The sequence below is a fragment of the Ruegeria sp. BG5 genome (genome assembly GCF_056538425.1).
On sequence record NZ_JBQFTC010000001.1, the window covers coordinates 1,830,029 to 1,844,241 of the forward strand.

The window sequence follows — 14,213 nt, forward strand, 5'->3', positions numbered from 1 at the left end:
TGCCTTTCCCGATCAAAAGCATCGGGCTTGGGCGGGGATAGCAACCCCGCCCCGCAGGTTCAAGGGATCAGCAGCACCCGCCCGACGATGCAGCCTCGCCAACCGCTTCAAATGGGCTTTCGCCGCCGCAGCCGTCGAAGATCCCATAATGGGTCGAGAAATCGCCGATAAAGTCAAAATGACGCGCAAATCGCGTGTCTTTCAGCATCATCCAGGTATTGCCGCAAACTGGAAAGACCTTGCCTGTTTCAATCGCGTGATGATCATCCAACTCGAACAGATGCGGCGCGTTGGGGATGGTGCCCTTGTAGATCACGGCCTGCCCGTAATCCTCGCAGGCCGGTTCCAGTTCGGGCAGTTTGAACAGCCGATAGGTGGCCGACAGGAAGTTCAGCGGTGCAACCCGCTGCTCCAGCACCGGGTTTTCGATGGTCAGCGGGCGATGGGTGACGCGGCGCGCATCACCAAAGCCTGCTTTGCGCGAGATCGACAGGAAATCGTTCCAATACAGCGCGCCCGACAGGCATTCGCCATACAGAACCTCATCCTCGGCCATCGCCTGCGGGATACGGCGGTCGGCGTAGACGTCCGAGAAATACATCTCGCCGCCTTCTTTCAGCAAACGATGCGCGCCCCGCAGAACGGCCTCTTTGTCGGTTGCCAGGTTGATGACGCAGTTCGAAACAATGATGTCGAAGGAACCGGGCTCCAGGTCTAGCTCGTCAAGTTTTTCGATATAGCCGTGGTGAAATTCGACATTGCTAGCCGCGTATCCAAATGCCTCGGCGTGATAATCCTGATGCGCGCGGGCCACATCCAGCTGTTCGGGTGTCATGTCCACACCAACCACCCGGCCCGTTTCGCCCACCATCGCGGACAGGGCATAGACGTCCCGACCCGCGCCGCAACCCAGATCGAGGATGCTCATCCCTTCCAGATCCAGCGGCGCGATCAGGCCGCAGCCGTAGTAGCGGGTCAGCACCTCATCGTGCAGTTTGGACAGGATACGCTTGAGGTGATCCGGCATGTCATCCGGTGTGCAGCAGGCATTGGTTTGCAGATCCGCACTGCTTTGCAGCACTTCGCCATAATAGTTCTGCACCGATTCATGCTTCATCTCAGCTTTCCTTTCGCAAACAGCTGCACCGCAGCTAGTGCACGGCTGCGCCCGGTGCAATCCGGCATGTGGGGTTTTGACGAAAGCGTGAGGGGGGATTTAACCCAACAGATCGAAATCGATCCCCGCCCGCACCCTGCCATTGACCTGAACCTCAAGCCGGTGCGCGCCGGGCACCAGCTTGAACGTCGTGGCATCTCCCTTCAGCTTGTGCCGCTTGTCCAGTCGCAGCTTTCCATCTTTCAGAACGGCTTGTTTCAACTTGTGCACCTTGGCCGAGGTTTTTCCACCAGGGCGTTGAAAGTGAATGATATAATCCACAAGCACAGGCTGCCCATCCGGGCCTTTCAGATCCACCGAGAACTCCAGTGCCTCGCCAATCCGGGCCTGCGTGTTGAGGTCAATCGTCACTGCCACGTCGGCGTCAGGATCATAGCCCAGCATCGCCATCGCCCCCGGATGACCAGCCTTAACAAGGCCCCGTAGCGTGTGCGATGTCATCCAAGCCAGTTCATCCGCGTCCTGCGCGCCCGCATCCCGCCACTGTTGCAGCCGCGCCAGCACCTGATCAGGCTGTTTCTTGGAAACATCATTCAAATGGTTTGCGACCGAGCGGGTGACATAGCGTGTCGGATCGCTGTGCAATCGGTCCAGCAAAGGCAATGGATCGTCCAATTCCAGCCCGATGGCCTGCCCCCATGGCAGACGCGGACGGGTGCCTTCGCTGACCAACCGACGCACGTGATAGCTGTCATGCGCGCACCAGTCCTGCATCCGGGCCAGAACCTGATCGGGCCAGCGGTTCAGAAACGGGCGGATCGCCCACTCCATCGAAAAGCGCTGCGTGATCTCGGCCAGCAGGTCCAGCGACTGATCAGGGTATTCCAACCCAACCGACACAACCCACTCACCCAAAGGGGCAAAGATGAAATCGCCGAAATCATCATCGGTTTTTTTCGGATCCAAAGGCGGAGGCAGCGCGCGCAGGATTACGGGCGCGACCTGCGGCAGTTCACCCGGAACAACCTCTTGCAGGCAATCCGCGATCCACGTCATCCGCTCCTTCAACTCAAGCTCAAGCAGGCGCGACATGACCCGAGCGTGAAATGCATCCGCGTCAAAGGATGCATCGGCTTTGGCGAACAACCCCGCTAGGTAACGGGTTTTTTCATCGTTAAACAGCTGGTCTTTCAGCGAAAACCCTTGCGCCATGGCTACATCGTCAAATTGGTTGCGCCACCGTCCAGCAGGATATTCTGCCCGACGATGAACCCGGCATGTTGCGAACACAGGAAGGCACAGGCGGCCCCGAATTCGGCCCGCGTCCCATACCGGCGCGCGGGGATCGTGGCCGCGCGGGCAGCACGCGCTTCATCCATCGAAATCCCTTGCTGCGCCGCCACGCCGCTGTCGAGCGAATCCGCCCTGTCCGTCGCGTGAATGCCGGGCAGCAGGTTGTTGATGGTCACCCCGTTTGGCGCGACCTGCCGGGCCGTCCCGGCAACATACCCTGTCAGACCGGTGCGTGCGGCATTCGACAGGCCAAGCACCGCAATCGGCGCACGCACGGATTGCGAGGTGATGTTGACCACCCTGCCCCAGCCCTTGTCCATCATCCCCGGCAACAGCGCTTTCATGAAGGCAATCGGTGTCAGCATGTTGGCGTCCAGCGCCTTGATGAAATCTTCGCGGTCCCAGTCTGACCACATTCCCGGCGGTGGCCCGCCTGCGTTATTCACCAGAATATCCACGCCCTGCGCGGCCTCGATCACCTGCGCCTGCCCCTGGGCCGAGGTCACATCGCAGGCCACCGTCTGAACATCCACGCCGTGGTCCGAACGAAGGCGGGCCGCTTCGGCCTCCAACGCCTCGGCCCCGCGGGCGTTCATCACCAAATCAACGCCTGCTTCGGCCAAGGCTTCGGCGCACCCAAGACCCAATCCCTTGCTGCTGGCGCAGACCAGCGCGCGTTTGCCGCGAATTCCAAGATCCATTCTGATCCTCCCTGTCTTGCCTTATCTTGCACCGGCCTGACCGGAAGGACCAGAAGAGCTTTGTCAGTAGAAAAACTCCTCGCGCACGATTTTTCCGTCCGCGACGTGGTAAATCGCCACCTCGCGCGTATCAAAGCTTTCGCCGCTATCTTTCACTGTGCCCTGAACCTCGAAGATCACGGCAAAGCGGTCGTCGCCATGTAGAAACGGCCCACCGACCGTTGCGCCAGAGACGTCGTGCGCGTTTTCCCACCAATCGTGCTTGCCGCGAATACCTTCGAGGCCCTGGGTTTCCCGGCCCATACCCGACATGTCCTGCGCCTCGACCGAAACTGCGTCAGGTGCGTAAAGATTGCTCAGGTTTTCCTTGGCCCGGTTCTCGCGGCATCCCGCGACCAGTTCTTCGGCGATTTCTTTCAAATTCATTGGTCCACTCCATTTTTTGTTCACTATATGTTCTTTTTGTCACAACCCGCCGATTCGAACCACCCCTTTGTCTTGCCTCGGCAGGATTCCCCGCCTATACGCGCGGCTATGCTTGATACCTCGAACCAACCCTCTCTGCCGCCCGAGATCGCCCGGCGCAGAACTTTCGCCATCATCTCGCACCCGGATGCGGGCAAGACGACACTGACCGAAAAGTTCCTTCTGTACGGGGGCGCCATTCAGATGGCCGGTCAGGTGCGCGCCAAGGGCGAGGCGCGGCGCACCCGGTCTGACTTCATGCAGATGGAGAAGGATCGCGGCATCTCGGTCTCTGCATCGGCCATGTCCTTCGACTATGGTGATTTCCGGTTCAATCTGGTGGACACACCCGGTCACAGCGATTTCTCGGAAGATACCTATCGCACGCTGACCGCCGTCGATGCTGCTGTGATGGTGATCGACGGTGCAAAAGGTGTGGAAAGCCAGACGCAGAAACTGTTCGAGGTCTGCCGCCTGCGCGATCTGCCGATCCTGACCTTCTGTAACAAGATGGACCGCGAAAGCCGCGATACGTTCGAGATCATCGATGAAATTCAAGAAATGCTGGCCATCGACGTCACACCCGCTGCGTGGCCCATCGGCGTGGGCCGCGATTTCATCGGCTGCTATGATATGCTGCGCGACCGGCTGGAGCTAATGGACCGCGCAGACCGCAACAAGGTGGCGGAAAGCATTCAGATCGACGGGCTGGACGACCCCAAACTGGCCGAACACGTGCCTGAACACCTGCTAGAAAAACTGCTGGAAGAGGTTGAGATGGTACGCGAATTGCTGCCCAAGCTCGACCCGCAGGCGGTGCTTGAGGGGCATATGACCCCGATCTGGTTCGGCTCGGCGATCAATTCCTTCGGCGTTAAGGAATTGATGGAAGGTATCGGCGCATACGGCCCGCAGCCGCAGGTGCAGTCGGCCGAACCCCGCCAGATCGCACCAGATGAGAAAAAGGTCGCAGGCTTTGTCTTCAAGGTGCAGGCCAATATGGACCCCAAGCACCGCGACCGGGTGGCCTTTGTCCGCATGGCCTCAGGCCATTTCAAACGCGGCATGAAGCTGACCCATGTGCGGTCGAAAAAACCGATGGCGATTTCGAACCCCGTGCTGTTCCTCGCCTCGGACCGGGAACTGGCTGAAGAGGCTTGGGCCGGCGATATCATCGGCATTCCCAACCACGGTCAGTTGCGCATCGGTGACACCCTGACCGAGGGTGAGGCGCTGCGTGTGACTGGCATCCCGTCCTTCGCGCCGGAACTGCTGCAGGGTGTCCGCGCGGGCGATCCGATGAAGGCCAAGCATCTGGAAAAAGCCCTGATGCAATTTGCCGAGGAAGGCGCGGCCAAGGTGTTCAAACCCTCGATCGGGTCAGGCTTTATCGTCGGCGTTGTCGGCGCGCTGCAATTCGAAGTGCTCGCCAGCCGGATTGAGATGGAATACGGCCTGCCCGTGCGATTCGAGGCGTCGCAATTCACCTCGGCCCGTTGGGTCAGCGGTGACAAACCCGAGGTCGAAAAGTTCGTCAACGCCAACAAGCAGCACATCGCCCATGATCATGACGGCGACATCGTCTATCTGACGCGTTTGCAATGGGACATCGACCGGGTCGTGCGCGACTATCCGGCGCTGAACCTGACGGCCACCAAAGAGATGATGGTCTGACCAAGGCTAGGGGTTTATCGCCTTGAGATACGTGGAAAAAACGTAGCCGATATACCCTTGCCTAGTGCGAACGCGCCACCACTCGCCATCGACACCCAGTCGCTCCACTGTTGTACGTTCGGGCAGCGCCCCGATTTTTTCACCGCCGGGTGTGCGGCGCAAATTCAGTGTTGAAGGCGCGACACCCGTCACACGGTATCTTGGGGCCTTCGCGTCTTCGGGCATCGCGTCCGCAGCAATCAACGGGCCATCATCCAGCGCGGCGGCGACGCTGGACCGCAGCAACTGTCCGACTTCTTCATACCCCTTGACCGACAGGTCAAAGGCCAGCCGCACAATGTCCCATTTGCCGTTTTGCGGGACGTTCAGATTGGGCTCGACCTCGGCATGGGTCAGGATCTTGGTGGGCGTGACCAATATGTTATATTTCTCGGCCAGATCCGCCACGACCAGCATTCCCTGATCCCACTGGGTTCGCGTCATGGGATAGTTGCCGGGATCGAAAGGCGACCGTTCAGCCCCGAGCATGCAGCACAGCGACACACCAATCGCGCCCGTGTTGGCACCGCGTGTGTGCCGCGCATAGTTCGAGCTCATGGGGCGTGCATTTTCGGCAATCGACTTATTTCCGCGCACAAGGGTGCCGTCGGATTCGACTAGAATGTGATAGCTGTTCTTATCATTGGCAATGGCGCTATGCGCTCCGGCCGTCCAATGAAGATGGATGCGCTCCATATTGACATCGGGCATCCATGACGCGGGAACAACACGAGGCATTGTAATCTCCTCAATAACAAATGTAAGAACTCTTAAAGTGGCGCTATCGTATCACATTTCGGCACAGGCTCAAAAACAGACCCCGCCACAATGACTTGCATGGCTTCAGACCAAGACAATCACACGCACGTTCCCACCTGGGGTATCGTGTCTATGGTGCGGGGGTCTGCCGAGGACATCCTTGGCTTTGTCGCGCACCATCTGGAGCTTGGGGCGGACCAACTATACATCTACCTTGACGAACCCAACCGGCGCGCCTTTCGGGCACTTCGCGCGCATCCAAAGGTTCAGGTGCGGCTTTGTGACGACGCGTTCTGGGCGAAACGAAAACGCACCCGGCCGGAAAAGCACCAGATCCGTCAAACCGTGCACGCCACCCATATCTACAAGCGTACCAATCTGGACTGGCTGGCCCATATCGATGTGGATGAGTTCCTGTGGACGTCCGAGCCGATTGCGGATGTTCTGCGCTCGGTTCCGGCAGACATTCCCGGTTTTCGGGTGCGCCCGATCGAGGCGCTGGCCGGGGGCGACGACCTGTACAAAGCGCACATCCCTAAGGGGCCAGGCCGCGAGGCGCTGGTGCAGGACCTCTACCCCACCTATGGCGGGTTTGTGCTGGGCGGGTTTCTAAGCCACGTGCAGGGCAAGCTGTTCGTGCGGGCCGGATTGCCGAACCTGAGCTTTCGAATCCACAACCTGTTCCAGAACAAGAAACTGCTGCCCTGCAAAACCGAACTGCCCCAGCTTGAGCTGTGCCACCGCCACGCACCGGACTGGGACCATTGGATCGGTCACTATGATTTCCGAATGAATCGAGGCTCTTACCAGCCAGGAATGTCGCCCAATGTACCGCGTTACAAGGGCGGTCTGAGCAAAAACGAACTGCTCAGCTGGATCGAGGCCGAGCAAGGCATGGACGGGCTGCGGGCCTTCTACGCGGAGATGAGCGGTCAGGACCCGGATGTGCGTGCGCGGCTGGAACAACACGGGCTGATCCGGCACCGGCCCTTGAACCTGCCCGACAAGATCGCGAAACACTTTCCCGGAAGGGCCTGAATTGTTGCGCAAAATCCCGATTTGACGCAACCGCGCAACGTCAGACTGGTCTTCATTTGACCCTGACCTACCTTTTTGTTATGTCCGCGCCCAAAGCCGAAACGCGCCTGTTGCGCGTGGCCATCCGGGCCCGGCAGATTTTGATGCGCGGGCCAGGTCAAGTGTCCGCTTGAACCGGACATACATGACAAAGTTTAACGAACTGAACCTGAACCCGAAGGTCCTCAAAGCCATTGAGGAAGCCGGATACGAAACCCCCACTCCGATCCAGGAAGGCGCGATACCGCCTGCGCTTGAAGGCAAGGACGTTTTGGGCATTGCGCAAACCGGCACAGGTAAAACCGCCAGCTTCACGCTGCCGATGATCACCTTGCTGGCTCGCGGCCGCGCCCGCGCGCGGATGCCGCGTTCGCTGGTGCTGTGCCCGACGCGCGAGTTGGCCGCGCAGGTGGCCGAGAATTTCGACACGTACTCAAAGCACCTGAAACTGACCAAAGCGCTGTTGATCGGCGGCGTCAGCTTCAAGGAACAAGAGGCGCTGATCGACCGTGGCGTCGACGTTCTGATCGCCACGCCGGGTCGTCTTTTGGACCATTTCGAGCGCGGCAAGCTGCTGCTGACGGGCGTTCAGATCATGGTGGTGGACGAAGCCGACCGGATGCTGGACATGGGCTTTATTCCAGACATCGAGCGCATCTTCTCGCTGACGCCTTTCACCCGTCAAACCCTGTTCTTCTCGGCCACCATGGCGTCCGAGATCGAACGCATCACCGACACGTTCCTGTCCGCCCCCGCCCGGATCGAAGTTGCCCGTCAGGCCACCGCCTCCGAGACCATCGAACAGGGCGTCGTCATGTTCAAAGGTGGGCGTCGGGATCGCGAGGCCAGTGGAAAGCGCAAGGTTCTGCGCGCGCTGATCGATGCCGAGGGTGAGAAATGCACCAACGCGATCATCTTCTGCAACCGCAAGACGGATGTGGACATCTGCGCCAAGTCGCTGAAGAAATACGGCTATAACGCCGCCGCCATCCATGGCGATCTGGATCAGTCCCAGCGGATGAAAACGCTGGACGGGTTCCGCGATGGCTCATTGCGTTTGCTGGTGGCATCTGACGTGGCCGCGCGCGGGTTGGACATTCCATCGGTCAGCCATGTGTTCAACTTCGACGTGCCCGGCCATGCCGAGGATTACGTGCACCGTATCGGCCGTACCGGTCGCGCGGGCCGCGAAGGCAAGGCTGTTACAATCTGCTCGGGCCGTGATGAGAAGGCGCTGGATGCGATTGAGAAGCTGATCCAGAAGGACATTCCGCGCATCGACAACCCGGTAAAGGACGAGCCGAAGCCGGACACGCCCAAGCCCGAGAAAAAGGCTAAGCCCGCCGACGAGAAAAAGCGCGACCGCAAGAAGGATGAGCGCAAGCAGGACCAGCCCGCCAAGGGCCGTGGTCGCCGGGACGATACTGGCCCAGCGGTTGTCGGCATGGGTGATCATCTGCCCAGCTTCATCGCGCTGAGCTTCGACGAACGCCGCGCCAGCTAGATCGTCAGCAACAGCGTCAGTATCGAGACGCCCAACAAACCCATCCCGGCGATTTCGCGCCGGGTGATCGTCTCGCGGAAGAACAGGATCGAGGCCAATAGGCTGAGTATCAGCTCAACCTGCCCCAGCGCTTTGACATAGGCCGCGTTTTGCAAGGTGAAGGCCAGAAACCAGCAGAACGACCCACCGAGGCTGGTCAGCCCGACGAAAACGCCGGTGGATCGGGTTTCCCAGACCGCACGCAACTCGGCCCGGTCGCGCCACAGTAGCCACAGGCCCATGCCGAGAAACTGGAACGTGACCACAGCCGCCAAGGTCACTAAGGCGCGGAACCAGGCGTCAATATCCCCGAGTTCCAAAGACGCACCGCGATAGCTGACGGCTGAGAAGGCAAACAGAACGCCAGAGCCAAGCCCCAGCTGCGACGCGCGGTTGGTCAGATGACGCCACCACGCCCCGTCCCCGCCCGGTGTTTTGGACAACAAGAGAACCGCCAGCAATCCCAACAGGATCGCGCCAAGCGCCCCGGCTGAGACCTTATCCCCAAGGATCAGAAACCCGACAATTGCGGTCTGGATGACCTCGGTCTTCTTAAAGGTAATCCCCACCGCAAAATTGCGCTGTTTGAACAGGGCGACCACACAGACCGTCGCCAATATCTGTGCTGTTCCACCGATGGCAACAAACAGCCAGAACTGCGCCGTCAGCGGTGGCATCGCCGCACCGGTCACCCACAGCGCTACGGCCAGCCCCAAAACCGCCAGCGGCATTGAATAGGCAAACCGCGCAAAGGTTGCACCAGCCGCAGACAGTTTCACGCTGCTCAGCGATTTTTGCAGCATGAACCGCACCGTCTGGAACGAGGCGGCTGCGATGGTGACGGGAATCCACAGGCTCATGGCTTCCCTTCTGTCGCGAAATCAGGGCTTTGGCCAGAGCGGATGGGCCACCGGGTCTTTCGCCTGCCAGAAATACTCTTTGAATATCTGTGCGTAAGACCGATAGACATACGCCTCGTTGCACGCCTGATACCGCTCTTTCCCGGCCCGATAGAGCGCAGGCAGCTGATACCAAGGCGCGGATGGGTTCATGTGATGAACAACGTGCAAGTTGTTGTTCAAAAACAGAAAGGACAACAACCCTCGATCTTCGATTATCACGGTCCGGGCGCGCGATTTCTCATGCGCGCGGTGTTCCAGGAAGGTGCGGATTTTGACCAGCCCCAAACCGATATAGGCCGACAGGAGAAATCCCCAGACCGGCATGGCCGACTGCGCAACAACCCACAAAACCACTGCGACGCCCGGAATATGCAGCGCCCAGGCCAGCAGAACCGCGCGATCCCCCCGGATCATCCCCTGCCATTCGTCCCGAACAAACATCACCTGCCCAATAGCCGGGCCCAGCACGATCCGGCCCAGAAGCGTGTTGTTGATTGCGAACAGCCGCTTCTTCCACCCGGATAATTGCGCCCAGATTTTGGGGTCCAAGTAATTCGTCTCGGGGTCGTCATAAGGATCGGTCAGGTTGGCATCCTGATGATGCGCAAGATGCAGATCGCGGAAGCGATTGAACGGGATGAACAGTGTCAGGGGCAAGGCCAACAGCGCCTCGTTCAACCATTTGGCGCGGAAAGGATGGCCGTGCAGCGCCTCATGCGTCAGCGAAGAATGCAAGGCCCCAACCAACCCCATCGCCGGAATCGCCAGCCATAACGACCAGGCGGCCAACCAAAACAGCACCGCAAGCCAAGTGGCATAGCACGCGACGATCAGCGCAAACGTGCCCCATTCGGGCGTCTTCGGCGTCGTTGGCTCACCCATGGCGGCCCCACGAAATCCCGGCCCAAATGCGCTCGTAGAGCACATAAAGCGTCAAACCAATGGCCGTATTGACCAGCGCCAGCGCACCACCAATGGCCGCCGATCCGGTTGCGACAAGACCGACCAAAGTCATGACCGCCAACCCAACAGCATTCCAAATGATTGCTTTCACGACCGATCTTCGTCGCGTTTCCATTCCGGACCCCAGTTTTTTTGTTCTCACAAAAGTGTTACTTACTTGTCCGGGCGTTGGGAATTCTGAATATGATTAACAAAATTCATCACCTGTGATATTTTCAAACATATGGATGAAAAACTCGACAAACGCGTCCGCGCTGCGCAGTTTCGCCTGCGACTGACCCGCGCGATGGAGGACCGCCATGTCAGCCAAAGCGCTCTGGCCCGCAGTATCGGGGTAGACCGGTCCACGGTGTCTCAACTACTGGCCGATGAAGGCGCGCGCTTGCCCAATGCGCATGTGATCGGCGGCTGTGCTTCGGCGCTTGGGGTTTCAGCGGATTGGCTGCTGAGCCTGTCGAACCGCCCCGAAAGCGCGGCGGAACTACTGGCCAGTTCCCTGACCATGACCGAAGCCCCCCGCGCACTGGTGGATGAGCGGATTTTTCAATGGCATCAAGAGGCTGCGGGCTACAAAATCCGCTATGTGCCGGCTACTCTACCCGACATGCTCAAGACCCGCGCGGTGCTGGAATGGGAATACGCCCCGCATCTGGGTCGCACGGCAGATCAGGCCATCGGTGCCTCCGAGGATCGTCTGTCCTGGATGCGCAGCGCGCAGTCAGACTATGAAATCGCCATGCCGCTGTTTGAAATGCGCAGCTTTGCGCAGGCCGAGGGATACTATCAGGGCCTGCCGCTTTCTGTCCGCCTGGAACAAATCGACCACCTGCTGAGCCTCTGTGAACAGCTCTACCCACGTTTGCGCATCTATCTGTTCGACGCAAAACGCCTGTATTCCGCGCCGGTCACAATCTTCGGCCCGCTGCTGTGTGTTTTCTATGCTGGCGGTCACTATATGGCCTTCCGGGACCGCGACCGGATCGAGGTTTTCACCCGCCACTTCGACACATTGATCCGCGAGGCGGATATGACAGCGCGCCATTTTCCAGAACATCTGCGCCAGTTGCGCGCCCAGATTGCCGACGGCTGAGGGCTAAAGGGAATCCCCCAATCGTGCGATTTGGCGGGTCGTGTAGTATAGTGACCGCGCGAACCCTCAGACATTCCATGGAGGATGACAGGAATGGACGCATTACAGACTGCCCAATATGCACGCGCATTGTACACGGCCCATGGCGACCAGGCCGAGGCGGAAGCCGCTAAAAAGATGCGCGAATGTGAGGCCGCCGGAAACACGCAGGAAGCCAAAGACTGGCAGGCCGTGCGCAGCACAATCCGCCAGATCCGCGGCCCGAATCAAGGCTGACAAAGCAGATCAGAGTTTCGGGTCAGGATTGACCGTGTGACCATCCACCGCGATGACCTGCCCCGAAACCAGCCGCGCCGCGTCCGAGGCCAGAAAGACCGCCATTTCAGCAATATCATGCGCCTCGACAAAGCGCCCCATTGAGGTGCCCGAGGCATAGCCCGCATAGACCTGATCCCGTGTCATGCCCTTTGCGGCGGCTTCGCGCTGCAGGACGCCTTCCATGCGCGGGCCTTCAACAGCGCCCGGACAAATCACGTTGCAGCGCACGCCATGGGGCCCAAGTTCCATCGCCAACGTCTTGCCCAGCCCGATCACACCCCATTTGGCAGCCGCATAAGGCGCGCGGTTCGGATAGCCATATTGCCCGGCCGTGGATGATGTGATGATCACCGCACCGCGCCCGTCACGTTTCAGCATCGGTACTGCGTATTTTGAACACAGAAACGCGCCTTCAAGATTGACGGAAAGGCAGTTTTTCCAATCCGTTAAAGACACATCCTCAACCAGTGCGGTTGGCCCGGCCACACCTGCATTGGCGCACAGAACGTCCAACCCGCCCCAGGCCTGTTCCAGTTGCGAGAAAACCTCGGCGACATGCGCCTCGTCCGACACATCTGCCTTGGATGACTGCCAATGGTCCGGGCAACCCTGCAAAGCGTCCTCGTCGACATCCACCACCCAAACCTGCGCCCCTGCGGCATCAAACGCCTCGGCCATCGCCCGCCCGACGCCCGAGGCGCCTGCGGTGATCAACACCCGCTGCGTCATGCGGGTTTTCGGATCGCGGCACCCGCTCCTTCCGGATACGGCAAATCAGCCTGCGCGCTGGTAATCCGGGCCATGGCGGCTTCGATCTCGGGCGACGGCGGGCTTGGGCGGCGGGTCTGCAGGCTGACATGCAGCAGGAAACTCTCACCCGTGGCCAAAAGCGTGTCGCCTTCATACATGCTGTGGAACAGGTGCAGCTTCTTGCCCTGCCCCAACAGCATTTGCGTGCGCACCTCGATCTTCGCGCCTGCATGTGCCTCATCATGATAGCGGATGTGGTTTTCGGCGGTGAAATAGCTGCCACCCGAGGCGATATAGTCCGCATCACAGCCGATGATTTCCATGAACCGGTCGGTTGCAGCGGCAAACGCCTCCAGATACTTCGCCTCGTTCATGTGGCCGTTGTAATCTGTCCAATCCAACGGCACCGCACGCGACAGGGTCAGGATTGGCTGGCTCAGATCCGCCTGATCCAGCGTCGGCAACGCGCCCGGTTTCAGAAGCGCGTCATGCCGGTTCAACACCGCCCCCGCGCCGTAATCCTGCGCCTTCAGCGCCCGCATCATGCCTACAAGGTTGTTGTCCCGAATACGCTCAAGTTCCCGGATCGAATGCATCCCGGATTGCGCATCCGACTGATCCGCGATCATGTCGACCAGTTCATCAGTGAACTCGGGCACATCCATCAGCTTGGTCCACGGCCACTTCAAAGCGGGCCCGAACTGCGCCATGAAATGCCGCATCCCGGCCTCACCACCGGCCACGCGATAAGTCTCGAACAACCCCATCTGGGCCCAGCGAATGCCAAAGCCCATGCGGATGGCCTCATCCACCTCTTCGGTCGTGGCGATCCCGTCCTTGACCAGCCACAGCGCCTCGCGCCAAACCGCCTCCAGAAAGCGGTCCGCGATATGCGCGTCGATCTCTTTCTTGATGTGCAGGGGGAAGAATCCAACCGATTTCAACAGCTCCTGCGCCCGTTCCACCATCTCGGGCGGGTTCTTGGCGGTCGGCACCAACTCGATCAATGGCAGCAGATAGACCGGGTTGAACGGATGCGTCACCACAATCTGCTCGGGCCGCAGCGCGCCTTCCTGCAATTCCGACGGCTTGAACCCGCTGGTCGAGGAGCCAATGATCGCGTCCGGATCGCACGCCTCCTGCAACCCTTTGTAAACCTTCAGCTTCAAATCCAGACGTTCCGGCACGCTCTCCTGAATCCAGATCGCGTCCCGAACGGCGTCCCCAATGTCGTCGTGAAAGGTCAACGCCCCCTCGGGCGGCAAAGGTACATCGCTCAACCCCGGCAAAGACCGCCGCGCATTGTCCAGAACCTCGCCAATCTTGCGCTCGGCTTCCGGGTCCGGGTCGAATACCCGCACATCCCAGCCATTGAGCAGAAACCGGGCAGCCCATCCGCCGCCGATCACACCGCCCCCTATGATTGCCGCTGTTTTTGCTCGTTGTTCTTTGTCCACGATCCGCCTCTTCATCTGGCCAGAAATATCCCGGGGGTTTGGGGGCTGGCCCCCAATTTCCCCGC

At 59.7% G+C, this 14,213-nt stretch carries 15 protein-coding genes; 5 read left to right on the top strand and 10 right to left on the bottom strand.

The features are described 5' to 3' along the window. Positions 1-67 precede the first annotated feature (67 nt). From ACR0KX_RS08590 to ACR0KX_RS08605, 4 genes are all read right to left on the bottom strand, one after another. Positions 68-1,117, bottom strand: a complete 1,050-nt coding sequence (locus ACR0KX_RS08590) for a methyltransferase domain-containing protein (protein ID WP_170450187.1) — start codon at positions 1,115-1,117, stop codon at positions 68-70. Positions 1,118-1,216: 99 nt separating this feature from the next. Next, positions 1,217-2,329 (bottom strand): hypothetical protein, encoded by a 1,113-nt coding sequence (locus tag ACR0KX_RS08595; RefSeq protein ID WP_170519043.1) that lies wholly within the window; start codon positions 2,327-2,329, stop codon positions 1,217-1,219. Positions 2,330-2,331: 2 nt separating this feature from the next. Beyond that, on the bottom strand, positions 2,332-3,111 hold the full coding sequence (locus ACR0KX_RS08600; protein WP_170519046.1) for an SDR family oxidoreductase: 780 nt from the start codon (positions 3,109-3,111) through the stop codon (positions 2,332-2,334). Positions 3,112-3,174: 63 nt separating this feature from the next. Beyond that, the gene (locus ACR0KX_RS08605) at positions 3,175-3,537 is read right to left on the bottom strand and encodes a nuclear transport factor 2 family protein (protein WP_170519048.1); all 363 of its coding nucleotides are present in this window, start codon (positions 3,535-3,537) and stop codon (positions 3,175-3,177) included. A gap of 108 nt (positions 3,538-3,645) precedes the next feature. On the opposite strand from ACR0KX_RS08605, the gene ACR0KX_RS08610 reads away from it, so the two are divergent. Next, complete coding sequence (locus ACR0KX_RS08610) at positions 3,646-5,250, top strand: peptide chain release factor 3 (protein WP_480708286.1); 1,605 nt, start codon at positions 3,646-3,648, stop codon at positions 5,248-5,250. 6 nt (positions 5,251-5,256) lie between these two features. Here the strand turns inward: ACR0KX_RS08610 and ACR0KX_RS08615 are convergent, their stop codons facing one another. Continuing rightward, complete coding sequence (locus ACR0KX_RS08615) at positions 5,257-6,027, bottom strand: amidase (RefSeq protein WP_170621909.1); 771 nt, start codon at positions 6,025-6,027, stop codon at positions 5,257-5,259. Positions 6,028-6,126: 99 nt separating this feature from the next. On the opposite strand from ACR0KX_RS08615, the gene ACR0KX_RS08620 reads away from it, so the two are divergent. Next, positions 6,127-7,086: a glycosyltransferase family 2 protein gene (locus ACR0KX_RS08620; RefSeq protein WP_480708289.1), complete on the top strand. Its 960-nt coding sequence runs from the start codon at positions 6,127-6,129 to the stop codon at positions 7,084-7,086. Between the two features lie 184 nt (positions 7,087-7,270). Continuing rightward, complete coding sequence (locus tag ACR0KX_RS08625; RefSeq protein WP_170621910.1) at positions 7,271-8,629, top strand: DEAD/DEAH box helicase; 1,359 nt, start codon at positions 7,271-7,273, stop codon at positions 8,627-8,629. Here the strand turns inward: ACR0KX_RS08625 and ACR0KX_RS08630 are convergent. The 3 genes from ACR0KX_RS08630 to ACR0KX_RS08640 are packed head-to-tail and all read right to left on the bottom strand — an operon-like array spanning position 8,626 to position 10,648. Next, positions 8,626-9,528: an EamA family transporter gene (locus ACR0KX_RS08630; protein WP_480708291.1), complete on the bottom strand. Its 903-nt coding sequence runs from the start codon at positions 9,526-9,528 to the stop codon at positions 8,626-8,628. The two genes, ACR0KX_RS08625 and ACR0KX_RS08630, sit on opposite strands and share 4 nt — an antisense overlap. A gap of 21 nt (positions 9,529-9,549) precedes the next feature. Further along, entirely contained in the window at positions 9,550-10,452 is a 903-nt protein-coding gene (locus ACR0KX_RS08635; RefSeq protein WP_170621911.1) for a fatty acid desaturase, read from the bottom strand. Continuing rightward, a complete protein-coding gene (locus tag ACR0KX_RS08640; protein ID WP_170621912.1) occupies positions 10,445-10,648 on the bottom strand; it encodes a DUF2061 domain-containing protein in 204 nt (67 codons plus the stop codon). The genes ACR0KX_RS08635 and ACR0KX_RS08640 overlap by 8 nt, the downstream gene beginning before the upstream one ends. A gap of 108 nt (positions 10,649-10,756) precedes the next feature. Here ACR0KX_RS08640 and ACR0KX_RS08645 point away from each other — a divergent pair, with 108 nt between their 5' ends. Then, positions 10,757-11,623 carry a helix-turn-helix domain-containing protein gene (locus tag ACR0KX_RS08645; RefSeq protein ID WP_170450166.1) on the top strand — a complete coding sequence of 289 codons (867 nt, stop codon included), beginning with the start codon at positions 10,757-10,759 and terminating at the stop codon, positions 11,621-11,623. Positions 11,624-11,716: 93 nt separating this feature from the next. After that, on the top strand, positions 11,717-11,899 hold the full coding sequence (locus tag ACR0KX_RS08650) for a hypothetical protein (RefSeq protein WP_170450164.1): 183 nt from the start codon (positions 11,717-11,719) through the stop codon (positions 11,897-11,899). Positions 11,900-11,908: 9 nt separating this feature from the next. Here ACR0KX_RS08650 and ACR0KX_RS08655 read toward each other — a convergent pair whose 3' ends face one another. Beyond that, positions 11,909-12,670 carry an SDR family oxidoreductase gene (locus tag ACR0KX_RS08655; protein ID WP_170621913.1) on the bottom strand — a complete coding sequence of 254 codons (762 nt, stop codon included), beginning with the start codon at positions 12,668-12,670 and terminating at the stop codon, positions 11,909-11,911. Continuing rightward, positions 12,667-14,148: a carnitine 3-dehydrogenase gene (locus tag ACR0KX_RS08660; RefSeq protein WP_480708294.1), complete on the bottom strand. Its 1,482-nt coding sequence runs from the start codon at positions 14,146-14,148 to the stop codon at positions 12,667-12,669. The genes ACR0KX_RS08655 and ACR0KX_RS08660 overlap by 4 nt, the downstream gene beginning before the upstream one ends. Positions 14,149-14,213: the final 65 nt, after the last annotated feature.